Below are 23,730 nucleotides of genomic sequence, written 5' to 3'. Positions count from 1 at the left end.
CCGACCCCCGCCCCGATCACAAGAAGCTGGACGAGCATAAACATACTGGAATTCTCGATGCGCGCGGAATCGAACGTAGCGAAATGGTTCGGCAATACGAAGAAGAAGGAGTGGCGTTCCGTGGCGGTCGGCGGGTATGTCGATGCAGCAGGCAGCGTGACGATGTGGAAGCGCCCGCACCCCCGCCGGAGCCTCTGGCCCGAGGATCGGACAAGCAACTGGGCGCGAACGGTCGCGTCCGCCCGTACGACGCAGGTGCGGACGCGGCCGGGATCGCGACCCCCGCCTGGTCGAAGGCGGCCGCGATCCCCGTACCTGTCACTCCGCCGGGCTCGCGGACGGACGCGACGTGCCCAGCATGGAGCAGGCCGCCTCGTCGACGAGCCTCTTGTTCGCGCTCGCGGCCGTCTTCCCCTTGATGCCGAAGTTCGTGCTCGTCAGGACCGCGACGCTCCGGTGCCCGGCGGCGTCGGTGTAGATCTCGCTGGAGTAGCCGGGCAGGCCGCCGGTGTGGCCCCAGACGGTGCCGCAGGGCGTGTCCACCTTCATCAGGCCCAGGCCGTAACCGCCGCCTTCCTCGGGGGCGGGAACGGTGGTGCGCATCTGCTTCATCTGGGCCTCCGGCAGCAGCTTGCCGGTCATCAGCGCGGTCAGGAAGCGCTGCCAGTCCTGAGCGGTGGAGACCATGCCGCCTGCTGCGCCGGACCAGCTCGGGTCGATACGGGTGGTGTCGATGTTGCCCTCGGGGCGTCCGGGGCCGGCGAAGCCCACGCCTTCGGGCAGGTCAACGGCCGGGGCGAGAAGACTCTTGAGGTGCTTGGCGTCCGGCTCGTAACCCGTCACATGCTGCTTGCCGGCGCTCCATTCGGCGTCCGTGGCCAAGAAGGAGTCCTTCATGCCCAGCGGCTTGGTGATCTTCTGTTCGACCAGTTCGGTGAGGCTCTTCCCGGTGGCCTTCTGGAGGAGCAGTCCCAGGGCCGCGTAGTTGGCGTTGCTGTAGGAGTGCTTCTTGCCGGGCGCGGCCGGCGGATCCTGCGGGGGAGTGATGGCGAGGAGGTCTTCCGCCTTCCAGGTGCGCCGCTCCTGGCCCGTGAGGGAAGGCAGGAATTTCGGCGTCAGCAGGAAGTCGCCCAGACCGCTGGTGTGGTTGAGGAGCATCCGTACGGTGATGTCCTTGCCGCCCCGCACAAGCCCGGGCAGCCACTTCTCCACCGTGTCGTTCAGGCCGACCTTGCCGTCGGCGACCAGTTGCAGGAGGAGGGTGGCGGTGACTGTCTTGGTGTTGGACCCGACCCTGAACTGGTCGTCGGCGGCGAGACGGTGATCGGCTTTCGTCCAGGCGGCCTGCCGTGCGATTTCCACGGGCGCCCCGTTCCCGCGAACGACCCGGACGATCACCCCGGCAGAACCCTCGTCCGCGGCCTTCTGCGCGAGATCGGCCAGCCGCTTGTCGGCCGGTGCGCCGGTCCCTTCCTGCTTGACCGACGTCTTCGTCGCGCCCGCATCCGTGTCCGTTTCCGAGCACGCCGTGAGCGCTCCGCCCATACCGGTCACCAAGGCCACTGTCAGCGCTCCGTGCAGGATCCGGCGGCGAGACGTTGTGAGTGCGGACATGGCAGTTCCCTTCGGCGCATGACAGGTGGTGGTGTGCGTCGGGGGCCGAGGCCTTTCCCCGGAGGAGAGGCTTACGGCGGGCCCGCCGCACAGCAACCATTCAGCCAGCGCCAGTCACCTCGCACATCGCTCGTTGGCGGGGCCTCCGTGGGCCCTGGGTCACTCGGAGGAGTGACAAGGAGAGACACGGGTGGGCGACATGGGCAAGAGGTGACAGGGGCGAAGAGCGGCATGGGCGAGGGGGCACGGGCGAAGGGGGACAGGCACGGAAAAACGCGGGCCCGAGGCATACGGGAGCGGGTTGGCACAGACGGATGGACGGACGCGCGGCAGGCCGCCGACCCGGCCGCTGGCAGCGCGGTCAGGACAGTGTGTTCCTGGCCAGCACCGCCGCCTGCGCCCGGCTCTGACAGCCGGTCTTCGCGAGCATACGGCTGACGTGCGTCTTCACCGTGTGCAGGCTCACCACGAGCCGGTCTGCTATCTCGGCGTTGCTCAGCCCGTCCCCGACCAGCCGCAGGACGTCGTGCTCCCGCTCGGTGAGGTCCCTCAGCCGCGCCAGCTCATGGCCGTCCGGCTGACGACGGGTGCTCAGGTGGCCCTCGATGATCCGCCGGGTCACCGCCGGACTGAGCGCGCTGTGCCCGGCCGCGGCCGCCCGAACCGCCCCGGTCAGCTCCTCGTACGAACTGTTCTTCAACAGGAATCCGGCCGCCCCGGCAGCCAGCGCCTCGTCGACGTACTCGTCCAGATCGAACGTCGTCAGCATGAGCGCCTGACTCCGCCCCGGCCCGAGCAACTGTCGGCGGCCCAGTTCGGCCAGCGCCCACAGCCCGTCCCGCCGGGGCATGCGGACATCCAGCAGCAGTACGTGCGGCTTCAGCCGCGCGCACGCCTCGACGGCCTCTTCCCCGTTGCCCGCGGTGCCGACCACGGTCAGATCGGCCTGACTGTCGAGGATCGCGCTCAGACCCGCGCGGATGACCGGTTCGTCGTCCACCACGAGCACACTGATCTGCTCAGACACCGGCGGTCTCCAGCGGCATCGTGGCGACGACACGGAATCCGCCGTCGCCGGTCGGGCCGGCGGTGAGTTTCCCGTCCAGCGCATCCACCCGCTCCCGCATGCTGACCAGGCCGAGCCCGACCCCCGCACCCGCGGTGCCGCGACGCGCCGCGCGGCCGTTCACCACCTCGAAGCGCAGTTGTCCGGCGGTGTCGTCGACGGTGAGCCGGACCGGCGCCCCTGGCGCGTGGCGACGGACGTTGGCCAGCGCTTCCTGCACGAGGCGGTACCCCGCCAACTGCACCGGACCAGGCAGCGACTCCAGCTCCGTTTCCACACGTACGTCGACCGGTCCTCCCGCGGCACGATGACTGTCCAGCAACACGTCCAGCTCTCCGAGCCCGGGCATCGGCTGGAGCGGGGCCACTTCGGCGGGATCGCGCAGCATCCGTAGCAGATCGCGCAGCTCACCACCGGTCTGCCGGCCCGCCGCCGCCAGTCCGTCGACCTGGGTACGGGCCCAGTCGGGCAGCTCGTCACCACGTGCGCGCAGGGTTTCCGCGTGCACGACGAGCAGGGTCAGCGAGTGCGCGACCACGTCATGCATCTCGCGGGCGATCCGTGCCCGTTCCCGCTGTGCGGCCTGCGCCGCCTGCAGACGTTGCGCGCGGTCCGCGTCGGCCACCCGCTGCTCGGCCGCGGCGAGCAGCACACGGCGGGTGCGCGCGGCGAATCCCATCACCCAGGCCAGCGGCATGGGAGCCAGGGAGGCGAGGATGTCGAAGCTGCCCCGGAACTCACTGGCGCCTGCGGTCAGCTGGTTCACCCCCAGGCCGACCGCGATCAGCACGCTGCCACCGAGCATCGCCAGTACGGCACGTACCCAGCTCGTGCAGTAGCTGCCCAGGTTGTAGAGCAGTACGGCGAGCGGCAGGAAGACCAGCGGGGTCAGCTTGGCGTCCTGACCCGCGCTCCCCGCCAGTGCCACCACGAGCGCACCCAGGCCCGCGACGAAGGCCGTGGCCGGCAGCCGCCGACGCAGCACCAGTACCGCGACGGTCACCACCTCGTAGCCGACGAGTGACGACCACGCCAGGCTTGACGTGTCCACGTACGGCTGCGACAGCAGCGGCGGCAGACAGGTCAGCGCAACCAGCCCGACGTCAGCACTCCATCTGGGCCATATGCCATCAACTACTCCCATGCGCCTGACACTAAGAGCTTGCGCATCGGTCATCATCACTCCAAAGAACGACTCACGCTGTCATCGATCGATCGTGATCATCTCAGCGTGCTGATCCGGCGGGTCACCGAGTTCACGGCGCCGGCGTCGGTACGTCCGGGGGCGAGGGCATCGCTGTGACTCCGGCTGTGACTCCGGCTGTGACTCCGGCCGTGACTCCGGCCGTGACTCCGGCCGTGACTCCGTCTCCACGTCGACAGCTCTCGTGCCCGTCCCGTAGCCACCCGTGCGTGGCCACGGCGGCCACGGCATTGATACGGACCATTCGGATGTCGTCGCCGCTGACCGGGCGAGCTATGCGTGGGAATCCCGAAGTGGAACGTTCGTCGGCGAAATGTGGAAACCCACGCATCGGGACTCACTCCGGAGAACACGGGCCTCGTTGAATACGCGGCTCCACTTGCGGAGTCGCAGACGGGAATGCTGGACGACGGGCCCGCGGACCCGGACCTCCACGTCCTGTGCTGCAACGAGTACTTCCTCGCGACCCAGGGCGTGCCGCAGCCGACGGATGATTCCGAGTCGGTCGCGGAGAGCGTGCGGAGCGACCTTGCCCAGCCACGACCAGGTGCCCGCCGGTTCGCCGGCGGGCACCACCGCTCGTCTCGATGAACGACAAAATCGTGGCCGAGGCCGCACTTCTCGCCCTCACCTGTCACCGGGTGAGCCACGCATCGCGTGCGCCGTCCATGCGCTCGCGGAAGTCCTCCTGCCGTACGCCAGAATCGAGCGGTCTGCGGGAAACGCTGACGCGTCTCCCGCAGACCGCCGCCTCGATCGGCACCTCGCCCCTGTTCTTCGACCGCATCGGACACCACACGATGTTCGTCGCCGGAATCCTCTGCGCGGTGCTGTACGACGCACTCGACATACCGCCACGGCCGCACGAACACGCGTCGCTCCCGACGACGTGACCGCGGACGCCGCGCTGGCCCTGGCGGCCAGGGAGTACCAGATCGACGCGCTCACGCAGCAGCTCGGACGGCTCACGGCGGCGGAAGGGCCCCTGACCCCGACGGGTGAGGCGGCGGCCCGCCATCTGGAGCTGCAACGGGCAGCGCGCCGAGCTGCCTTGACCAGGCCTGGACCGCGGCCTCGTCATGCACCCTGACCATCTGCCACGCGTTGAGGACCCGAGGTCAGGAATTCGAAGGACCGGCTCACGTTCGGAGAGGGCCCTGTCGAGATCGTCGGCAGCCATGCGGACCACGTGTCACAGCCGGCCGAGGCCGGCGCCCTGATCAGGCAGGCCTCCAGTTTCAGTATGCACGCAACTACGGTCGGTGACCGCCCCGTCGAATCCAACGAAAACCGCATCATGGCCATTTGCTGCTGAAAACAGGCTGAGAACAAGTCACGAGAACGGCGTCGGGCGCGATACTTTCGCGGCGGAAAGACGGCTTGTCGCCGTCACGTTGCACAGAAGAGGAGCGCCGTGAGGACAGCGGCGGCGAGCCGCGCACTGCCGTGACGGCGGCCGCGCATCGCGCATCTGAAGCTCGGCCGAGCCCCCGAGCCACCACTGCCGGACGCGTCGATGCCTCTGATCGCCCCCGCCCGCCGCGCTTCGCGTAGCTCTCCGCTTCTGCGCGCCGACTTAAGGAGCACCTTTCTTGACCACTCACCGTAGACATGGCGTCGGCCCGCGGCTGATGCGGGCCCTCATAGCGGCCCTGTGCGGGATCCTCGGAGCCACCGCGCTCACTGCGACCCCGGCGGCAGCAGCCGATCAACGACATGCGATCTATGCCATCGCGCACCGGGTCAACACCCTGGACGGCGTGGACGCCGCCATCAACCACGGTGCCAACGCCATCGAGATCGACGTCTGCGCCTGGTGGAACCCGAACGAATGGCGTGCTTGGCACGACTGTTCCTCGGCCGGTGACAACCGGCGGGGCACCAGCTTCGACAGCATGCTCGACCGCATCATCTCCAACGCCGACGCGGGGCGCCGGCTGTCGCTGGTCTGGCTGGACATCAAGGACCCGAACTACTGCGGCGAAGCAGAGAACCGTACGTGCAGCGTCGCCGGACTGCGCGACAAGGCCCAGCGGCTGACGGCTGCCGGAATCCAGGTGCTCTACGGATTCTTCGAGTACCACGGTGGCAACACCCCGGACGTCGGCGGCAGGGGCTGGAAGAGCCTGGAAGGCAAGCTCGGCAAGCTGGAGGGCATCACCACGACCGGGAGCCGCGACAAGGTCCGCAACGCCTTCAACCAGTCCGGTTCCGGGTTCCCGAACGGCCGCCGGGTGATGGACTACGGCGACACCAACATCACCAACGGGTTCGGCAACTGCACGGAAGCCACGTGGAACACGTGCGCCGAACTGAAGAAGGGCGCCGCGGACCGGGCCGCCGGACAGCTCGCGGCCACCCTGTCCTGGACGACCACCTACAACGACCCGTGGTACGTCGACAAACTGCTGGGCGACGCACGGGTGGACGGCATCATCGCGGGCTACGCCAGCTTCACCGGGGAACGCGAATACGACAGCAGCTGGCAGTGCGCCAACGCCATCAACCTCATCCGTGATTGGGTGAACCGCCACAGCGGCTCCCACCGCATGGCCAACAGCGGTGACCGCCTGTTCCGATAACGGACACCCCCCGGGGCCAGGCCTGCCTGTTCTGCGCCCCAGGGGACCCTCAGACCGTTGGCCGGGATCCCCGGCCGACGGTTTTCCCGGGGACGTCGAATGAGAGTCCCCCTGCTGGCAACCAGCCAGCCTCCAAAGCGTGGTTGCTCGGTCCGTGTCGTCCGCGTGAGTCAGAATTCGCTCGATGTCCCAGGCGTGATGGGCGGCGTCATGGACATTGTTCCGAGCGACATCCTCGGCTTTCTGCTCATGGCTTCATGCGGAGACAATGACCAGTCGAAGTCGCAGCGCTGGCAAGGGTTTCCGTACAGACGTGCTCCCCAAAGTTCCCTGGAATACCAATGTACTGAGCCCTCGGCAGGCACTGATCACCGGCCTCTTCGACAGGTCCTGGAGCCGAACGGTTCGCCACGGATTCACCGGGGCGCCGGGAGAACGCCGGAGATGACGGCGAGGCTGAGCTGCTTGCCCGATCCGCAACACGAGGCCGCCGCCGGAGCCGGACCTGTCACGGAAGCTGACGCGCCGCGCGTCACCAACGCACGAAGCTCACCACGAGTACGGCCAGGGACAGCAGCAACATGCCGAGGCAGTTGACCCAGAAGGCGGAGTTCAGGGCTTTGGCGCGAATGTGGGATGCGCCGGCCGCGAGGAAGTACACCACGATCGCCGCGGTGGTCGTCATGGCGACGCCCGGCACGCGGAGCCCCACGGCGAGCCCGACTACCGATGCCGCCTTGGCAGTGGTCAGCACCCACCACCAGTCACGCGGGAACCCCACGCCTTCCAGGCAGTCGACTATGAATTTCGGCGGGCGAACCATCATCGCGGCATCGCCTGCCTGGATCACCAGAAGGACGAGAACCGGCCAGGCCGGAGAGGGAGTTCAGAGAGAGTCATCGATCAGCTCCTGCCTTGCGCGGTGATGAATGCGGCGGTGTCCCGGATCCTGGAGGCCGTTTGCCGCGGGTCGGTGGCTCCTGCGGCGAGCAGCATCAGCTCGCCCAGGTAGCTGGAGAACATGACGTGCGCGCCGAGTTTCGCGTGGGCGTCCGGCGTGCCTGCGTTCATCAGCGCGGTGGTGAGGTTGCTTTCGGTCAGTGTGCGCAGTGCGCCGAGGGCCGCGTTCTCCGGCCGCCCTCGGGTCAGGGCCCGGAAGTACGCGCGCGCAAGGTCCTCGTTCTCGGTGAACAGGTCGAGGAACGGGTCGAAGTAGCGGGACAGGTAGTCGACCGCGGAGGTGGTGGACTCTGTCGTGGGCGGCGCGGGAATGCGAGCGGCGATGGCTTGGTCGTAGACCAGGCTCAGCAGCGACTCCTTGTCCCCGACCGCCATGACCGCCCCTACGGAAACCCCTGCCGCAGCGGCGATCTGGCGCACCGTCGTGCCGTGGAACCCCTGCTCGGTGAAGAGTTGCGCGGCAGCCTCGGTGACACGGGCTGTGGTGCGGCGTTTCTGTTCAGCGCGAGTTGGCTGAACGTGTTCAGCGAACATGTTCAGAATATAGAAGGAGCGGCCACGCCGACGCAACGGTGGCGGCCCGTGAACGGCTGGTGGTAGCGGGCGGAGCAGCGGCTCGTCGGACCGCGAACCAGGTGAGATGCCTGTGCTCAGTACCTCGCTCGGAGGGTCGCCGAGGAGGGGACGGACGCGGCTCAGTTCCTGCGCCGAGCTGCTGAGTCGCGCGCTGCCGACGAACTGGCGGAGGACGTACGTCAAGGAGTTCATCCTGATGACGTCGCGCTCTGTCTTGAGGTCGACCGGTCCTCCTTCGCCATGGTGGCGGCCTTGGAGGGCTCGCTCATGGTCCTGCGTCCACACGCGATGCCTTCGCCGACCGACGAGGAACCGCTCTGATCGCCGGCTGATGAGGCTGCTTGCAGCAGGTGATGGTGAAGGGGCGGAGGTCCGGCGTTTACAAATCCGGCACCGGGTTACTCGGCCGATACCTTGATCGCATGTCCTCACGCGGAGCGGTCGGGGCACGTTCACCGCAGTCGGCCGGCAGGCCGTGGTGAACGGTCGCCGCCGTCGGGCAAAGGCGGCGGCGATACGCGTCCCGTCAGTTCGGCTTCTCCGTCATTCGCACCTCGCATAAGGGCACTTTCATGGACTCCGGGCCTCTGTTGACTGTGGTGTCGTCCCGTCCCGTGACCGGAGCGCTTACAGGTCGGCGGTCCGCCAGACACCGATCGATTTGTCGGCGAAGCGATGTTCGATCTCTGCTCCGTCTTCCTCCGACACATAGACTTCTGTGCAGTTCTCGTCGATCAGGTGCAGCGGAGCGGGGAGCGAGAACGGCGCACGGCACAGGTTGAGGGAGCGCCAGCCCCCGGTTTCGATGTCATCGGCGTTTTCGGCCCGGCCGGTGAAGGTGGTCGTCGCGAAATAGGTGGAGCGGCTGCGTTTGATGTTCTCCAGCGCCGCCCGTACATCGGCATCACTGAAGTGCACCAGACAGTCCCGCGAAAAGACCATGTCGACCTGTGGGATCCGGCTCCGCGTGATGTCGAGCACGCGGAAGTCACGATCGGGCCGTCCGAACTTTCGCTCGTTCTCTTCGACGACTTCCGGGACGACATCGGCGCCGAGGTAGGAATCCACCCCGAGCTCCAGCTGGGACATCCAGTAGAAATCCCCGCACGGTATGTCGAGGAAGCTGCGGATGCCGAGCTGCGAGATCAGCTCGGGAAGCTGCTGCCGGAGGGCCGCGGTCTGTACGAGATCGGATCCGCTGCCCGAACGCGACAACTTCTCGTGCAAACCGTCGCCCCCTGGAAACAGCTTCCAGGAGTCGCTGGCGTAGAGTTCGCCGAAGATATCCTTCATGTTCCGTTCCGACGGGTCACAGGCTGGTGAGATGACGGGGGAATGTCGCACGCCGGCAGGAGGAAACCTGCGGTTCATGTCGTTCATGACAACCCTTCGCTCGGGAGCTGGTGAAAGGACGCTGCCGCGGTGATCGACTCCTGACGTGTCAGGCCTCAGGGCTGGTCGGGCAGTGGTGATGGTGAAGACGGCGGGGACTTCGCCGGGTTACGGCGCAGCGCGGCGAGGGTGATTCTGATCGCCTCGTCGAGCTGGGGGTCGCGGCCGGCCGCATGGTCCTGCGGAGTGTGGGGCACCTCGACGTCCGGTTCGACGCCGTGGTTCTCGACGCTCCACTCGTGTCCTTCGAACCAGGCGGCGTACTTGGGCTGGGTGACCAGCGTGCCGTCGACGAGGTGGTAGCGGGAGTCGATGCCGATGACGCCGCCCCAGGTGCGGGTGCCGACGACCGGGCCGATGCCGAGCGCCTTGATGACGGCGTTGACGATGTCGCCGTCGGATCCGGAGAACTCGTTGGCGACGGCGACGATCGGGCCGCGCGGGGCGTCGCGCGGATAGCTGTACGGCTGGGCGCCGCGCGGCAGTGTCCAGCCGATGACGCGGCGGGCCAGTTTCTCCACGACGAGCTGAGAGGTATGGCCGCCGCTGTTCTCCCGCACGTCCAGGACCAGGCCCTCGCGGGCGACTTCGATCCGCAGGTCACGGTGGAGTTGGGCCCAGCCCGAGCCGACCATGTCGGGGACGTGAAGGTAGCCGAGCCGGCCGCCGGATGCCTCATGGACGTAGGCCCGCCGGTCGGCGACCCAGGCGTGGTAGCGCAGTGGACGTTCGTCGGCGATCGGTACGACGACGGCGTGGCGGAGGCCCCCGCCGCCCGCCGGGCGAATGGTGAGTTCGACGGGCTGTCCCGCGGAGCCGACCAGGAGCGGGCTCGGTCCGGTGACGGGGTCGACGGGCCGGCCGCCGACGGCGACGACCGCGTCGCCCGCGCGTACGGCGACACCGGGCGCGGCCAGCGGGGAGCGGGCGTCGGGGTCGGAGGTCTCGGAGGGCAGAACGCGGTCGATGCGCCAGGCACCGTCCGAATGGCGGGAGAGATCGGCTCCCAGCAGCCCTTGCCGGGTGGCTTTGTCGTAGCCGCCGACCGGGGAGACGTAGGCGTGCGAGGTGCCGAGTTCGCCCTGGACCTCCCAGAGGAGGTCGATGAGGTCGTCATGGGTGGCGATGCGTTCCAGCAGCGGGCGGTAGCGGGCCAGTACGGAGTCCCAGTCGATGCCGCCGAGGTCGGGGCGCCAGAAGTTGTCGCGCATCAGCCGGCCCGCCTCGTCGTACATCTAGCGCCATTCGGCGGCGGGGTCGAGGGTGTGCCGGATACGGGAGAGGTCGACGGTGATGTTGGTGTCGCTGTTCTCCTCTTTCGAAGGGCGGCGGTCGGCCGGTACGAGGCGCAGCTTGCCGTCCGAGCGCAGCAGCAGCCGCTTGCCGTCTCCGGTGACCGCGAAGTAATCGATGTCGGAACCGAGTTCTTCGCACTTCTGTTTCTCGAAGTCGTACCGCTCCAGGGTGCTCTTCGGGTCGGCGGCGTCGGGCGTGGCCCGGGCCGCGCCGAGCACCCCGCGTACCGGGTGGCGCAGCCAGAGAAGGCCGTCCTTGGCCGCGAGGAGCGCGGAATACCGGGCGGCCTCCACGGGGAAGGGGATGATCCGGTCGCTGAGCCCTTCGAGATCGACAGCGGTGACGGGCGGGGTGCCGTTCTCCTGGGCCGCGTCCTGCTTCTCGTTCTCGACGGCGCGGCCGGCGCGCTGTGGGCCGAAGGGGGACGGCGTGGTCGCGGCCAGAGCGATCAGATGCGGGCGGCACGCGCCGACGAAGGCCAGGTCGAAGACGTGCGCGTCGTAGACCGGGTCGAAGGAACGTTCGGAGAGGAAGGCGAGGTGCTTGCCGTCGAGGGTGAACGCGGGGGAGAAGTCCCGGAATCGTAGCGGTGTCGCGTCACGGACCACCAGATCGGAGATGTTGGCGAGCTTGAGGTGGCGCAGCGGTAAGGGGCCGGGGTGGGACCAGGCGAGCCAGGACGAGTCCGGTGAGAAGACCAGTCCGGAGACCGCGCCGTGCTCGCTGTGGTCGATCTCCCGTACGTGCCCGGAGGCCAGCTCCAGCAGCAGGACGCGCCCGTCATGCGCGCAGACGGCGGCATGGCTGCCGTCGGGGGCGACGGTGAGGTCGTGCACCCGGCCCAGCTCCCCGCTGCCCAGGCGACGCGGCGTCGCGCCGTCCGCCATGCCACCGGCGGGTGCGAACTCCAGGGCATCCTCGCCGTCGGCGTCCGACACCCACACCACGTGCTCCTCCCCGTCGAGGCGGAACGTCCGGGGCAGTCGGGTCCGTACACCGGGCTGCGCGGCGAGCGCGCGGGCCGGGCCGTCGCGGTGGGTGATCCAGTGAATGGTTCCGCGAACGGTGACAGCGCTCCCGCGCCCGGTGTGGTCGGGGGACACCGCGGTGAGGTTGTGCTCGGTGGTGATGGGGCGAGGGGTGAGGTCGGTGCGCTGGCCGCCGAGCCGGATGTCCAGGGGTCTGGGTTCGGTCCCGTCGAGGTCGTCCAGCAGCCACAGGTCCCCGGCCGACATGTAGACGACGCGGGTGCCGTCGGTGGCGGCGTGGCGGGCGTAGAACCCGCCGAGCGGACTGTGCCGGCGCAGCTCCGAGCCGTCCGGACGCGAAGAGTACAGCGCGCCGGCCCCCTCGTGGTCGGAGAGGAAGGCGATGCGCTCCCCGGCCCAGAGCGGGTACTCAAGGTTCCCGGCCAGGTCCTGGTGGCAGCGTTCGAAGGTGCCGTCGCCCGTGTGATCGATCCACAACTTGCCTGCCGTGCCGCCCCGGTAGCGCTTCCAGGACGACGCATCCCCGCCGAGCCCGGCGGAGCGCAGGAGGACTTGACCACCGGGCCCGTGGGCCATGTCGCCGACCGGGCCGTAGGGAAGCCTGCGGGCCGGCCCCGCGTCGAGCGGCACGGCGTGGGCCCACCTGCGGCACCAGGAGGGCTGCCCGTGGGCGCTGATGGCGACGACATCGCCGCCCGGCGTCCAGCCGCACACCGTGACCCGGCTGCCCCAGTAGGTGAGTTGGGTGGCCGGCCCGCCGTCGGTCAACGCGGCGAGCACCTCGGGCGCGCCGTTGCGCGACGAGGCCCAGGCGATGTGGGTGCCCTCCGGAGATATCCGCGGACGGGTGACTGGACGGTTGTCGGCGCTCAGCCGCCAGGCCCGGCCGCCGTCGAGCGGGGCGATCCAGACATCGTCCTCCGCGGTGAAGGTGACCAGGTCACCGTGTAGATGCGGGTATCGGAGGTAGGCGGCGGTCATCGTGGGCCTCCGACCGGTGACGTACGGATTGACCAGGCGAGGACGGGCCGGGCGCCCGGCTTTGTACGGGTGCGGGCGCTCCCCGGTTCGCCATGGTCGTGACCGTGGAACGTGAGTGGGACCACGAGGGGCCCTCCTTCGAGGAAAGATCCGCTCCGTGCCGCTGGTGTGCCGAAAGCCCTGGCAGCGGCCGGGATCGCATCAACGGGCTGATCTGGTCTGGGGCCTGGGGTAGGGCCTGGGGCACGACGCCGATGGCGGAACCGGCGGTACGGCGCTGCTGGAGCGGCTGATCCAGCAGCGCTTGGCGCGGTGCTCCGTACCGAATCCGGGCCATCAGGTTTCGTGGACCAGCCATCCCGCCTCCTGCCCCATATCGCCCCGATACGCACCGCTACGGGGTGCGCGTGCCCCAGCTCTAGCCAACGGCGCCCAGCAGGGCCCTCGGCCATTCTGGCGTCGTCGGGGAGACCAGACTGGCGCATCAGCCTCTTTGCCCGCGAGGGAACGGTGACGGCCGCCGAATCTCGACACTGGCTCGGCCGGCCTCAGTGGCGCACGTACGTGGGTGAGCAAGCGACGAGGCGACCGTCAAACTCAGCTTCAAACTAGGAAGACAGTGCCATGCTCGGCTCAGAACGATGTAGCAGAGGAGCCAATAGCGGTGGCGAAGCCGGCCAGAGCGGTGAAGTCCTGACGTCGTAGGCCGATGCGTGGATTGACGTGGTGGAGCAATGACTGGCCACGGTGGGCGGCGGTGACGTGGGCGTCGTCTGCATCGCTCTGCTCGTCGTCCACCCAGGCGAAGGGCCGGCCGGCCGCGTGGGCGACAAGTGGCGCGGACTTCCAGTGGACTCCGTCCGGGCGCTCGCGCATCAGGGCGTCACCGAAGTCGACGAAAGGCAACGGCGGAAGACCGAGAACGGGGCCGATCCACCGGTTCGCATCGCCCATCCAGGTGCTGGCCCAGCACAGTTCGAACTCAAGGGACAGCAGGGCGGGGCCGTGGGCCGGGTTGAGCCACATCGTTTCCGGTCGCACGTAGGAGCGCGGGCTCGCGGCCGCGGAGGGTCGGCGCGCCTCGGCCGGGAGGCGGACGGTGATGTAGCCCTCGGGACACGCGCCGGACAGCGTCGCGTAAGGATGCAGCGGTCCGTCGATGTCCAGGAAGAGCAATGGTCGTCGGCTCACGGTGGCCCCCTGGCGCGCTCTGGTGCGTTGTCTGCTTGGCCGCAGCGTAGCTCGATCATCCAGCCTCTGTCGCTGTGATGATCTCTGGCTGGGCTTGTGAGCAGGGACAATGCGGCCTCGCGGACGGTTTCGTAGCACAGTTTCCTCTGCCGGCTCGCGTGAGCGGAGGGAGAGTGCGCTGACGTGCTGGGCACAGCCGTAGCTGACGGGGAGGGGCACAGGGCACGGGAGATGGCCTGGCATGTGCCGCACGGCGTACACGCCGCGCCTCCGGCCAGCGCTCAGGCCGACTCCTTCACCACCCGCGTACCACCCCGCCCGCTACCGCCACGGTGGACGGCCTCCCTCCCCGCCCCGGCCCCTGATCGGTAACAGGACATCAGGGGGTGCTCTCTGCCGCCCTCATCAACAGTCCTGAAGAGCAGTGCTTGAGCGGGTGGTGTCTCTGCTGGCGCCGGTCGGCCGGTGACGCGTTTGAAGGCGCGGCTGAAGGCGGTCTGAGAGGTGTAGCCGAGGCGTTGTGCCACGGACTGGATCGACAGCGTGTCCCGAGCCAGCCACTGGCCGGCGAGGAGCATCCGCAGCTCCGTGGCGTACCGGAGGGGCGGCATGCCGATCGTGGTATGGAACCGGTCCGCGAAGACGGAACGGGAGACGTTGCATTCCGCTGCCAGTTCCGCCACGGTCCAGTGGTGCCCGGGCTGCCTGTGCAGCGCCAAGATGGCACAGGCCAGGCGGGGGTCGCGCAACGCGGCCACGAGCCCCGACGTGTTGCCGCATCCGCATTCGATCCAGCCCCGTACGATCATGGCCGCCGCCACCTCGGCCAGGCGAGCGAGGATGCCGGCGAAGCCCACGCGTGCGGAGCAGACTTCGCGTTTCATGGACGTCAGGATCGGTATGAGCCCGGGGTACCGCTGCCCTCCGGCATCGACCAGCATGACGTCGGGCATCAGCTGGTTCAGGCCCTGCATGCCGCCGAGGTCGAACTCCATGAAGCCGTTGAAGAAGACGGCGCTCGGCGTCGGGTCGGTGCTCGGGCAGGTATCCACGGCACATACTGCGTCACTCAGGGTCACGGCGTCGAAACTGTCGATCCGCTGGGCCGGTATGCCCGGGCCGGAGAGCAGCTGGTGGGCTTCGCCGTGGGGCATGAAAACGGCGTTGCCGGCCGAGAGGCGGTGGAGGGTTCCGTCCTCGGTGCGCAGGACGGCGGAGCCGACGGCGAGGAAGTGGAAGTAGGCCCGTCCGGGCTTGGCGTCGAACTTGAGGCCGAACCGCGGGCCCGCATGGACGCGACGATAGCGAACGCCGCGCAACCGCATGCTGGTCAGCAGTTCGCTGATGAGGTCGGAAGAGAGGGCGAACTGCCCTGCGTTGCTTCCGTTCGCCCCACCGGGCCCGCCGGCCTCGCCCCACCCACCCGACCCGCCGGTCCCGCGCGCCTCGTCCCTCCCCTCCACCCTGCCCGGAGTTTCGATCAAATCTTGCAGACGTTCTGTCATAGCTCATCCTGAAGTTCGTGTGCAGGCTTGACTCGACCCCTTCGCGCAATGCAGGAGAAAGAACAGTTGAGCAGTGATGTGTGTGACACCGTGTCCGATGTCGACCCTGGCGAAGCGGCCGATGTGAAACCGGTACCGCCCGAACCGTTCTCGTCGTCCTGGGCGGCGGTGTTCTCGCTGGCGATGGGTGTGTTCGGGTTGCTGACGGCGGAATACCTGCCGGCCAGCTTGTTGACTCCGATGGCCGCCGACCTGGGAGTATCGGAAGCTTTGGCTGGTCAGGCGGTGGCAGCGATGCTTTCCGGCCTGTTGACGGCGAGCCTGACCCGGCGGATGGACCGCAGGGTCGTCCTGCTCGGCTTCACCGTCCTGATGATCGTGTCCAACCTGCTGGTGACCGTGGCCGCCAACATCGGGGCAGCGCGAACATCTGGAACACCAACGTCAGCACCCCGAGTACGGCCGCTGCCAGGAAGGTGCTGCGCCAGCCGGCCAGCTCACCGAGGTACCGGGCTTCGGGACAGGCATCGTAGGGATGCTGCTGGTCCACATCGGGCACTACGCGCTGTTCACCTACATCCGGCCTGCTCTGGAGAGCGTGGTCAAGGTCGACGTCGATGAGCTGGCGCTGCTGTTGTTCGTCTTCGGGGTGGCCAACTTCGCGGGCACGCTGCTGGCCGGTTGGCTTCTGGAGGTCAGCCTGCGCCTGACGTTGACACTGACACCGGCGCTGATGGGCGTCGCGGCACTGGGCCTGGCGCTGCTTCCCGCCGGGAAGACCGGGTACGTGACATTGGTGGTCCTCTGGGGCCTGGCCTTCGGCGGCGTCTCGGTGGCATGGTCGAACTGGTCGACTCGTATGGTGCCTGACCAGGCAGAGAGTGCGGGCGGGCTGGTGGTGGTAGGCGTACAGTCCGCCATCGCCGGCGGGGCTGCCGCGGGCGGTGTGATGTTCGGCCTCGGCGGCGTCCTCACCGTGTTCACCATCTCCGGCATCGTGTTGCTCGCTTCGGCACTGCTGATCATCATGAGGGTCGAAGCGCCCGACACCGCGCAGGAAGCTGATGCTTGATGCGTTGACGCGGCCCTGGGAGATGCGGCTGAGGCGTGAGAGCGTGGCGGTGCTGCCGTTCAGCCGGTGAGCCAGGCCCGCGCGGTGTATGGGTCGTCGCCGCTCCAGATGCGGGTGCCCTCGGGCGTAACGGTCATACCGAAGTCGTAGCGGGTGGGGGAACCGCGTTTCTCCCAGCACTTTCAGGCGTGTTGCAGTTCGTCGGCCAGGCACCGGGGCCCGCCCTGGGACACCGTTCCGGGGCCCTGGGCGGGGAGACGAGAGTGGTGCGGGAAGAGTGGCCGTCATGCAGCCACACGGTTAAGCCGGTGCCGTCCGTCTCGGTGTGGATACGTACGTCGGGTAGCTGGACGCGCAGGGCGAACAGCAGGTTGCCGTCCGTATGCAGGGGACGTAGATCTCGGGGGAGTGGCTTCTCCGAGGTGATGGGTGTGCCGGCGCGGACTTGGTGCAGGGGGAGCCGAGCTGCCCAGTGCTGCGAGGCGTGCTCGGGCCGCGGCGGCGAGGTACGGGTCGTACTCCACGCTGGTGACGGTGCCGGGCCCAGTCCCACAGGCGCGGCGGGGCGAACAGGTGGCGGGGCCGGTCCGCGACTGCTCGGCGGATCCACGGTGCGTCCGTCGGCCAGCTTCCCTGGGTCGCCAGATCCTGACGCAGCTGTCCAACATTCCTCCGCAGTGGCGCTGACGAAGCAGACAAGCACTGACGGCGCTCTCGGACGTTATGGCCGGACGCTATAGCCGGACATTCGTTCCTGCCCCTTCCCGTGGGAGAGGGGGAATGACGAGTCGCCCCGCTCCGCGTAGAAACCCACGATCCCAGTTTTCCGGCTTGTCCGCCGGAGTGAGCCAAGGAGCCCCCTGACCCACCCAGTATCCGCGCAGCATCCGCACGCCGTCCAGAATGGAGTCGTTGAGACCGGCCTGCGAGCCGCAGGCAGAGCAGATGTCATGGTCGGGGACTCCGTGGTGCCGGCGGGGCTCGTCGTCGTCAAAGCGGGAGCGCCTTCATGACGCTGCCGCGCCCGGCCCAGCCCCACCGGAAGTCATCATGCTCCCGTGAAACCAGTATTGGAATCATCAAGTGGCCCCACCTGGTCGGCTGGTGTGGGGCTTAGTGAACGGCAGGAGAAGCGCCGCAGTGCGTACTGGTTCCTCCAGAATGGGCGTGTGGCCGCAGCCGGGCAGCAACTCGACTTCTGCGCCGGGGACGACCCGGTAGTCGACCGCGGACGAAGGCCGCCACCTGCGGTCCTGGTCGCCGAACAGTACCTGTAGCGGTTTACCGAGGGCCGCCAGCCGATCCGGGAACGCCCGCTCGGTCAGGTAAGTGGTGGACGCCTGCATTGCCGCGGCGAGCGCACCGTAGCTCATGGCGCGCAGTTCGTCGACGAGTACGTGTGGAATTTCGTAACCCGCACGGAAACCGGTGCTCGCGAACTGGCGGATCTGATCGTCGGTCGGTGGCCATTGCGCCGGATCGAACGGGGTGGGCTCCGGTGCGCTGAAGGCGCTCATGCTGGGGCCGGTGCCGATGAGTACGAGTGCGGTCACCAGCTCAGGGCGTTGCTCGGCGAGAGCGGCGGCGGCATAACCACCGCTGGAGTGGCCGATGGCGATCGCGTGCCGGACGCCGAGCCTGTCCAGTGCCGTACCGATCCTGCGCCCCTGCTCGGGGAGCGTGTAATCGCCGCCGGACGGTTCGGGCGAACGGCCGTGCCCCGGCAGATCGATCCGGATGACCCGGTGGAGCGGGGCCAGCAGGGGAACCAGCGCGTCCCACGAGCGGAGCGAGGCGGCGGAGCCATGAAGGAGCAGAAGTGCCGGGGCATCGTGAGGGCCGTCCTGGCGCACGTGGAGATCGCCGTGCCCCAGGCGCAGGAACGAATCCTCGCCGGCGCCGTCACCGGCGTCGCCGCTTGCGGGAAGGTGATTGGGAAGAGTCATGAGACCACTGTCGGCTCCGGTGCGTACCGGTCGATTGGACAAATGTTCCGTCCTGGCCCACGTACCATCGGATAATGGGGTCCACCACGAGTGCATGTGACGATTCCGCTGTCTGGGACGTCGCACGCCCACAGCGGCCCGGCCGGGTGGCTGGGGTCGACATGGCCGGATTCCGGGTCCCCGGTCTGCCCGTCGAAGGTCTGCGGGTGATTCCGCACCCGGCCGTGATGCTCATCCTGGAGTTCGGGGCAAGTCCTTCCCTCGTGAAGGACGGCGCGGGGCAGCTCCAACGGGGAAGCCTCGTCGCTGGCCCCGGGCGGGCTCAGTCGGCGGGCTCCGGGCGTGGGGCGGAAACGCCGTGTGCGTGCAGGTGCGTCTGTCCCCGGCGGTCGCCGGCGCGGTGCTTGGCGCCGGCCCGTCGCACATCGGTATTCCGCCGAAAAGCGCCGCGAAGCTGATCCGCTTCGACCGGGCCGTGCACCGTCTGGTCACGGGTGAAGGCGCAGCCCGAGTCGCGGCGGGCGGCGGCTACTGCGACCAGTCCCATTCGCATCGGGATGTCGTGGAGTTCACCGGTACCACCCCGGCGGCCGTACTGAACGAGCCCTTTCTGACGGTGGACGACCGCGCATGGCCGATGGTGGAACACCCACTCGGAATTGGGGGATCGGGGCAGGGCGCCTTACTCGACTCCAAGCTGGGCCGCGGAACAGAACAGGATGTGTTCGGATGACCGAATTCGTGGACGCCGGTCGTCGGCGGGGACGGGTGAGCCTGCTCGTCCAATTCGTCGCGCAGTGGGTGTATCTCCCTCTCTGGGCTGTGACGTCGCTGGCGTTGGGCGTGGTGGCCGCGCTGGCTTCCGCGGGGCTGAATCCGCCCAAGAGCTGGTTCAATCCCGTTCGCGGACTACTGAGCTGGCCCCGGCTCAAGGCGGAATGGTCACGTGACCCTGAAGTCTGGCGTTCGTACGCGGATGACAGACTGCGGAGACGCCTGCGGAAGGCGGAGAACAACCCGGCGCTCCACGTCGGCCATCCCTCGGAAGGGAAGCAGCGGGAAATGTCGGTCGTTCTTCCCGTGAGGTTCTTCCGAGGAGTGGGGGCGGAGCACGCTGTCGGCGTGGCGCAGGGCCTGGGGTGGTCGGCTGAAGTGCTGCCGTTGCATCGGGGGCAGTGGCATCCGGGCGCCGTCCGGGCCTTTCGCAGTGTGGAGCCCAAGGCAGCGGTGGGTAAGGCGTAGGGCGGCGTGCCGCATTGTCGCGTTGGGCCGGTGACAGTGCCGGGTGCGGACCGCGTGTGGGTTCGCTGGTGACGCTGCGCCGGACCGTACGCGAATGAGGTGACGCTCCCGGTACTCTCGGTCACGAAGGCTTCGGAGTGGAGGCGCGTGTCGGGCCTCGCGAGTCAAGAGTGATCTTCGTCAACCGCAGCGCTCCTCCGACGGCGAAATCGCACGTCACGCAGGCATCGGCAGGTTTGGGACGACTCTCCCGAATTTGACCGCATCGCCTCATGGATAGCAGCCTTCCCTGTTGACCCGCGCACCGAGCGGTCCTGCGTCTCGCGAGCGCGTGCGTCCTTGCGGTGCGTCATGCCCCCGTGTGCGCGAATGATCCCGCCAGCTAGGAACCTCATGCCGACTCCTCACGCCCCAACCACCACCGGCGCGGCCGCCCCCACCCGGGCCGAGCCGACCACGGACGGTGACGACGAGTGCCATACGGTGGCCTCGCCGCCATCCGGAGACCGTGGACGCACCGACATACCGGTGCTCGCCGTCAGTGGCGGGCTGCTCATCGCTTTCGTCCTGGCCGCGCTGATCGCGCCGACGGCCACGGGTGACGCCGTCAACGCGGTCTTCACATTTGTCGCGCGCTGGTTCGGTCCGCTGTGGCAGGTGCTGCTGCTCGCGACGTTCGGTGTCGCACTGTGGCTGGGATTCTCCCGGTACGGGAAGGTACGGCTCGGCGGCGCCGGGGCGCGCCCGGAGTACGGCAGGTTCCAGTGGGTCGCGATGATCATGTCGACGTTGCTCGCGGGCGGCGGAGTCTTCTTCGCGGCGGGCGAGCCCGTACAGCACTACGTCGAGACACCTCCCTTCTACGAAGGTGTCGAGGGCGGTACCCGGCAGGCAGTCGACGCGGCGCTCTCCCAGAGCTTCGCGCACTGGGGCTTCCTCGCCTGGGCCGTCCTGGGAACCCTCGCCTCGATCGTGATGATCCGGGGCCAGGAGCGTGGTATGCCGCTGCGTCCGAGGACGCTGCTGTACCCGTTGTTCGGTGAGCGCATCCGGCATTCCCGGCTGGGCGCCGCCGTCGACATCGTCTGCGTCATCGCCGTGGTGGCCGGAACCGTCGGGCCGATCGGTTTCCTCGGGCTCCAGGTCTCCTACGGCCTCTCCGAGGTGTTCGGCATCTCCGGTGGGTACCCCGTCCAGCTCGGCGTCATCGTCCTGCTGACCGTCGTCGCCGTGCTCTCCGTCGCCAGTGGCATCGACCGCGGCATCCAGTTCTTCAGCAGGGCCAACATCTGGCTCGCCGTCGCCCTGATGGCAGTCTTCCTCGTGCTCGGCTCCCTCGGCTTCGTGCTCGACTCCTTCCTCGGCGGGCTCGGCCAGTACGCGAAGAACTTCGTGCCGCTGGCTCTCAACCGGGGCGACCACGCGTGGCTCGGTTCCTGGACGGTCTTCTTCTTCGGCTGGTTCCTGGGCTACGGACCCTTGATGTCGATCTTCGTGGCGCGCATCTCCAAGGGCCGTACGGTGCGTGACCTCGTCGTCTCCACCGCGATCATTCCGCCGTTGGCCACCATGTTCTGGTTCACCGTCTTCGGCGGCACCGGCATCTACCTAGAACAGCAGAACCCCGGATCCGTCTCCGGCCCACTCAAGGCCGTCGGCATGGACGCCGCGGTCATCTCCATGGCCGAACAGCTTCCGATGGGCGCAGTCGTCGCGGTGGCGCTGCTCCTGCTGACCATCACCTTCGTGGTGACCACCACCGACTCGATGTCGTACAGCATCGCCGCCGCCGGGACGAAGACCGGCGAACCCACCCGTGCGGTACGCGCATTCTGGGCCCTGCTCATGGGGGCCGCCGCGGCCGTGCTCATCCTCGTCGGGGACGGCGGCATCACCGCGTTGCAGTCATTCATCGTCGTGACGGCCGTGCCGGTCGGCTTCATCATGCTCCCGACCCTTTGGACCGCTCCGCGCGTGGCCAAGGAGATGGCCGTGGAACAGGGCCTCATGCCGCCGGTCACCGCCTCGGAGTCCCAGTCGTCGGCGGCGTCGGGACCGCGCGAGTCGTAGGGCTGAGCCTCCGGGGGAGTGGGGCACCGGTCGGTGTGGCCCTCTCCTCCGCACGGTCTGCCTGTCTGTGTGCCTGTACGTCTGTGTGCCTGTCTGCCGTTCGGCAGGCAGGCACACAGCGCTTCACCGGCCGGATTCTTCCGGATCGGCGTGCCGTGGGAGAAGCTGTCGTCGCGGCCTCTCGTGCGTCAGCCGTGCACTCCGCTCCCTGTACTGGCCGGTGCAGGACGCCGGCGAGAAGGCGGACACGGGGGGACGCGTGATCGACCACTATGTCGCGGAACTCGACAAGGCTCTGACCGGACCGCGTGCGGTCAAAGCCGATCTGCTGACCGAGGTACGGGACGGGCTGACCGATGCCGCAGACGCGTACGAGGCGAAGGGGCAGGACCGGACGAGCGCGGAGCGCCATGTCGTCGGGGGCTTCGGCCCGGTGTCGGTCATCGCTCCCGAGTACCAGGCCGAACTGGGGCTGTCCCAGGGGCGGCGCACCGCGCTGCTGATCTGTGGTGTCATGCTGGCCCAGCCGGTCGCCTGGTGGGCGCTGCGGCATCTCGCGACCGGCCTCTCCGACATGTTGCTGAGCCCTGCGGGGCTGCCGGGCACGCTGGTGTTGCTGGGGCTGCCGCTCGCCGGTATCGACGCGTCGGGGCGGTGCTGTTCACCGTGCTGATCGCGGTGGTGTGGCTGTCCGCGGCCGTACTCCTGCGCGTCGAGAAGCCGGTGAGGTGCTGACGCTGACCGGGGTGACTTACGGTGTCTTCGCGCTGGTGCTGAACCTGATGCTGCACCTCTTCATGGACAGCGCCCGGCCGCCTCCGATACCCGTCATGATCGGCATCCTGGTCTTCAACGCCCCTGAGGGCGTGGTCCTCGGCCTCGTCGGGCTGGGCATTCTGCGCCTGCTGGCACGCTCCGAGGGCGGGGCTCTTCAGCGTACGCGCCACGGGCTCCGGCGGAATGGCGATTCAAACAAGAATTCTTAGGTGCGTTGTTCGGATTGCTCCAGGGGCGCGGGCCGACCCGAGAGGCGCGCCTCCGGCGGAACTCCCTTGCCCGAGCCTTGCCCTCGCCCTTCCCCTATGTGTGCCGTCGGCGCTTGTTCCGGGCGGGGTCGGTATGCGCAAGGATGCATAGGCGGCCCTCTCCTTGGGGAAACTGAGGGTGACGTCAGCGAATTCTCAGGTACGGAGAGCGCGTCCGAGCCGTGGACCGGTGAGCGGCGAGGTGACCGTGACCGTCCGGATCGCCGCGTATTTCTCCCCGTTACCGACGCACGCTTCTCTCTCGGCGTCGCATGCTGAATGGGCGAGCGGAGCATCGCCAGGTGAAAAGACGAGGAACCAGTATGACCAAGAAGAAGTCCGGCTCCAAGGACAAGACGCTCACGGAACAGGCCGACGAGACCGTGGGGGCCGAGCGTCCACCCGAGACGGTCGAAGCGGGCCTTGTGCTGACTGCCGACCCTCAGGCGCCCGCAGTCAGGGCCCGCAAGAAACTGCTCAAGGCCATCGCCGGCGAGGCCACTGCCATCAGTAAGGCCAAAAAGGGCAGGGGCCGGTCCTGCAAGGCGCTGAACGACCTCGCTCGCGCGTACGCTCTCGTCGCCGCCGAGGAAACTCGCAGCGGCCCTGCCGCGTCCGCCAATTCCGGTAACGGGAGCAGGAAGTTCCTCCCGTCGATGCGCACCGTTTTCCTGGCCAAGGGGTCGAGAGGTAGGAAAGGTGGGCACGACGGAGGTTGACGGATTTCGGCGGAGGTGCCGCAGTCGGGAGCCGCGCTACCGATTTGGGGAAACAGCTTTCTCCGGCGGAGCGTGAGTCAACGTACCAGTGGGATGCCGGGCGAGGAGTGCGATCCCGAGCACGCGGGTGGTGGGGAAGTAGCCCACCCGCCGGGAATCGAGACTGGATTCCCGGTTGTCACCGAGGAGTACGAGATGGCCGGCGGGCACGCGGCCGGGTTGCAGCAGCGGGAACGCGGCCGCGTCCTGGGGCGTGAGGATCGAACGGCTTGGATCGAGATGCGAAAAACGCGCGCGCAC

Annotated in this window: 19 protein-coding genes and 3 pseudogenes; 11 read left to right on the top strand and 11 right to left on the bottom strand. The window is 68.3% G+C overall.

Annotated features, from left to right (window positions below; all coding sequences use genetic code 11):
• Positions 1-318 precede the first annotated feature (318 nt).
• The 3 genes from ACEXOX_RS01075 to ACEXOX_RS01065 form a co-directional block, all read right to left on the bottom strand.
• The gene (locus ACEXOX_RS01075) at positions 319-1,614 is read right to left on the bottom strand and encodes a serine hydrolase domain-containing protein (protein WP_406518527.1); all 1,296 of its coding nucleotides are present in this window, start codon (positions 1,612-1,614) and stop codon (positions 319-321) included.
• A 361-nt stretch (positions 1,615-1,975) separates the two neighbouring features.
• Positions 1,976-2,641 (bottom strand): response regulator transcription factor, encoded by a 666-nt coding sequence (locus ACEXOX_RS01070; RefSeq protein WP_406518526.1) that lies wholly within the window; start codon positions 2,639-2,641, stop codon positions 1,976-1,978.
• Positions 2,634-3,824 (bottom strand): sensor histidine kinase, encoded by a 1,191-nt coding sequence (locus ACEXOX_RS01065; RefSeq protein ID WP_406518525.1) that lies wholly within the window; start codon positions 3,822-3,824, stop codon positions 2,634-2,636. The genes ACEXOX_RS01070 and ACEXOX_RS01065 overlap by 8 nt, the downstream gene beginning before the upstream one ends.
• Before the next feature lie 459 nt (positions 3,825-4,283).
• Here ACEXOX_RS01065 and ACEXOX_RS01060 point away from each other — a divergent pair, with 459 nt between their 5' ends.
• The 3 genes from ACEXOX_RS01060 to ACEXOX_RS01050 all read left to right on the top strand — a co-directional run bounded on the left by ACEXOX_RS01060 (position 4,284) and on the right by ACEXOX_RS01050 (position 6,466).
• Entirely contained in the window at positions 4,284-4,475 is a 192-nt protein-coding gene (locus ACEXOX_RS01060; protein ID WP_406518524.1) for a hypothetical protein, read from the top strand.
• Complete coding sequence (locus ACEXOX_RS01055; protein ID WP_406518523.1) at positions 4,472-4,777, top strand: hypothetical protein; 306 nt, start codon at positions 4,472-4,474, stop codon at positions 4,775-4,777. Before ACEXOX_RS01060 ends, ACEXOX_RS01055 begins: the two co-directional genes overlap by 4 nt.
• A 699-nt stretch (positions 4,778-5,476) precedes the next feature.
• Positions 5,477-6,466 (top strand): phospholipase, encoded by a 990-nt coding sequence (locus ACEXOX_RS01050; RefSeq protein WP_406518522.1) that lies wholly within the window; start codon positions 5,477-5,479, stop codon positions 6,464-6,466.
• Positions 6,467-6,998: 532 nt separating this feature from the next.
• On the opposite strand, the gene ACEXOX_RS01045 is transcribed toward ACEXOX_RS01050, so the two are convergent.
• Entirely contained in the window at positions 6,999-7,316 is a 318-nt protein-coding gene (locus tag ACEXOX_RS01045; protein ID WP_406518521.1) for a DoxX family protein, read from the bottom strand.
• A 53-nt stretch (positions 7,317-7,369) separates the two neighbouring features.
• On the bottom strand, positions 7,370-7,960 hold the full coding sequence (locus ACEXOX_RS01040) for a TetR/AcrR family transcriptional regulator (RefSeq protein ID WP_406526183.1): 591 nt from the start codon (positions 7,958-7,960) through the stop codon (positions 7,370-7,372).
• Positions 7,961-8,068: 108 nt separating this feature from the next.
• On the opposite strand from ACEXOX_RS01040, the pseudogene ACEXOX_RS01035 reads away from it, so the two are divergent.
• A pseudogene (locus tag ACEXOX_RS01035) lies at positions 8,069-8,323 on the top strand (2-phosphosulfolactate phosphatase); the annotation flags it as partial.
• Between the two features lie 306 nt (positions 8,324-8,629).
• On the opposite strand, the gene ACEXOX_RS01030 reads toward ACEXOX_RS01035, so the two are convergent.
• The 4 genes and pseudogenes from ACEXOX_RS01030 to ACEXOX_RS01015 form a co-directional block, all read right to left on the bottom strand.
• Complete coding sequence (locus tag ACEXOX_RS01030) at positions 8,630-9,382, bottom strand: class I SAM-dependent methyltransferase (RefSeq protein WP_406518519.1); 753 nt, start codon at positions 9,380-9,382, stop codon at positions 8,630-8,632.
• A 68-nt stretch (positions 9,383-9,450) separates the two neighbouring features.
• A pseudogene (locus ACEXOX_RS01025) lies at positions 9,451-12,660 on the bottom strand (S41 family peptidase).
• 633 nt (positions 12,661-13,293) lie between these two features.
• On the bottom strand, positions 13,294-13,851 hold the full coding sequence (locus ACEXOX_RS01020; RefSeq protein WP_406518518.1) for a hypothetical protein: 558 nt from the start codon (positions 13,849-13,851) through the stop codon (positions 13,294-13,296).
• A 281-nt stretch (positions 13,852-14,132) separates the two neighbouring features.
• Positions 14,133-15,356: an AraC family transcriptional regulator gene (locus ACEXOX_RS01015; protein WP_406518517.1), complete on the bottom strand. Its 1,224-nt coding sequence runs from the start codon at positions 15,354-15,356 to the stop codon at positions 14,133-14,135.
• Between the two features lie 535 nt (positions 15,357-15,891).
• Between ACEXOX_RS01015 and ACEXOX_RS01010 the strand changes: the two genes are divergently transcribed.
• Complete coding sequence (locus ACEXOX_RS01010) at positions 15,892-16,428, top strand: MFS transporter (protein WP_406518516.1); 537 nt, start codon at positions 15,892-15,894, stop codon at positions 16,426-16,428.
• Positions 16,429-17,507: 1,079 nt separating this feature from the next.
• Here the strand turns inward: ACEXOX_RS01010 and ACEXOX_RS01005 are convergent.
• Positions 17,508-18,374 (bottom strand): alpha/beta fold hydrolase, encoded by an 867-nt coding sequence (locus tag ACEXOX_RS01005; RefSeq protein ID WP_406526182.1) that lies wholly within the window; start codon positions 18,372-18,374, stop codon positions 17,508-17,510.
• Between the two features lie 161 nt (positions 18,375-18,535).
• On the opposite strand from ACEXOX_RS01005, the pseudogene ACEXOX_RS01000 reads away from it, so the two are divergent.
• The 6 genes and pseudogenes from ACEXOX_RS01000 to ACEXOX_RS00975 all read left to right on the top strand — a co-directional run bounded on the left by ACEXOX_RS01000 (position 18,536) and on the right by ACEXOX_RS00975 (position 23,430).
• Positions 18,536-19,107: pseudogene (locus tag ACEXOX_RS01000) on the top strand (hypothetical protein).
• The gene (locus ACEXOX_RS00995) at positions 19,104-19,616 is read left to right on the top strand and encodes a hypothetical protein (protein WP_406518515.1); all 513 of its coding nucleotides are present in this window, start codon (positions 19,104-19,106) and stop codon (positions 19,614-19,616) included. The pseudogene ACEXOX_RS01000 and the gene ACEXOX_RS00995 overlap by 4 nt, the downstream one beginning before the upstream one ends.
• A gap of 393 nt (positions 19,617-20,009) precedes the next feature.
• Positions 20,010-21,686, top strand: a complete 1,677-nt coding sequence (locus tag ACEXOX_RS00990; RefSeq protein WP_406518514.1) for a BCCT family transporter — start codon at positions 20,010-20,012, stop codon at positions 21,684-21,686.
• Positions 21,687-21,945: 259 nt separating this feature from the next.
• Positions 21,946-22,359 carry a permease prefix domain 1-containing protein gene (locus tag ACEXOX_RS00985; protein ID WP_406518513.1) on the top strand — a complete coding sequence of 138 codons (414 nt, stop codon included), beginning with the start codon at positions 21,946-21,948 and terminating at the stop codon, positions 22,357-22,359.
• Between the two features lie 55 nt (positions 22,360-22,414).
• The gene (locus ACEXOX_RS00980; RefSeq protein ID WP_406518512.1) at positions 22,415-22,672 is read left to right on the top strand and encodes a hypothetical protein; all 258 of its coding nucleotides are present in this window, start codon (positions 22,415-22,417) and stop codon (positions 22,670-22,672) included.
• Positions 22,673-23,034: 362 nt separating this feature from the next.
• Positions 23,035-23,430: a hypothetical protein gene (locus tag ACEXOX_RS00975; RefSeq protein WP_406518511.1), complete on the top strand. Its 396-nt coding sequence runs from the start codon at positions 23,035-23,037 to the stop codon at positions 23,428-23,430.
• 36 nt (positions 23,431-23,466) lie between these two features.
• On the opposite strand, the gene ACEXOX_RS00970 is transcribed toward ACEXOX_RS00975, so the two are convergent.
• Positions 23,467-23,730 carry a S26 family signal peptidase gene (locus ACEXOX_RS00970; RefSeq protein ID WP_406518510.1) on the bottom strand — a complete coding sequence of 88 codons (264 nt, stop codon included), beginning with the start codon at positions 23,728-23,730 and terminating at the stop codon, positions 23,467-23,469.

Source organism: Streptomyces sp. Ac-502 (assembly GCF_045222935.1).
GTDB lineage: Bacteria > Actinomycetota > Actinomycetes > Streptomycetales > Streptomycetaceae > Streptomyces > Streptomyces monomycini.
The sequence above is the reverse complement of the archived record's forward strand: the minus strand, read 5'-3'. Positions and strand labels throughout refer to the sequence as shown.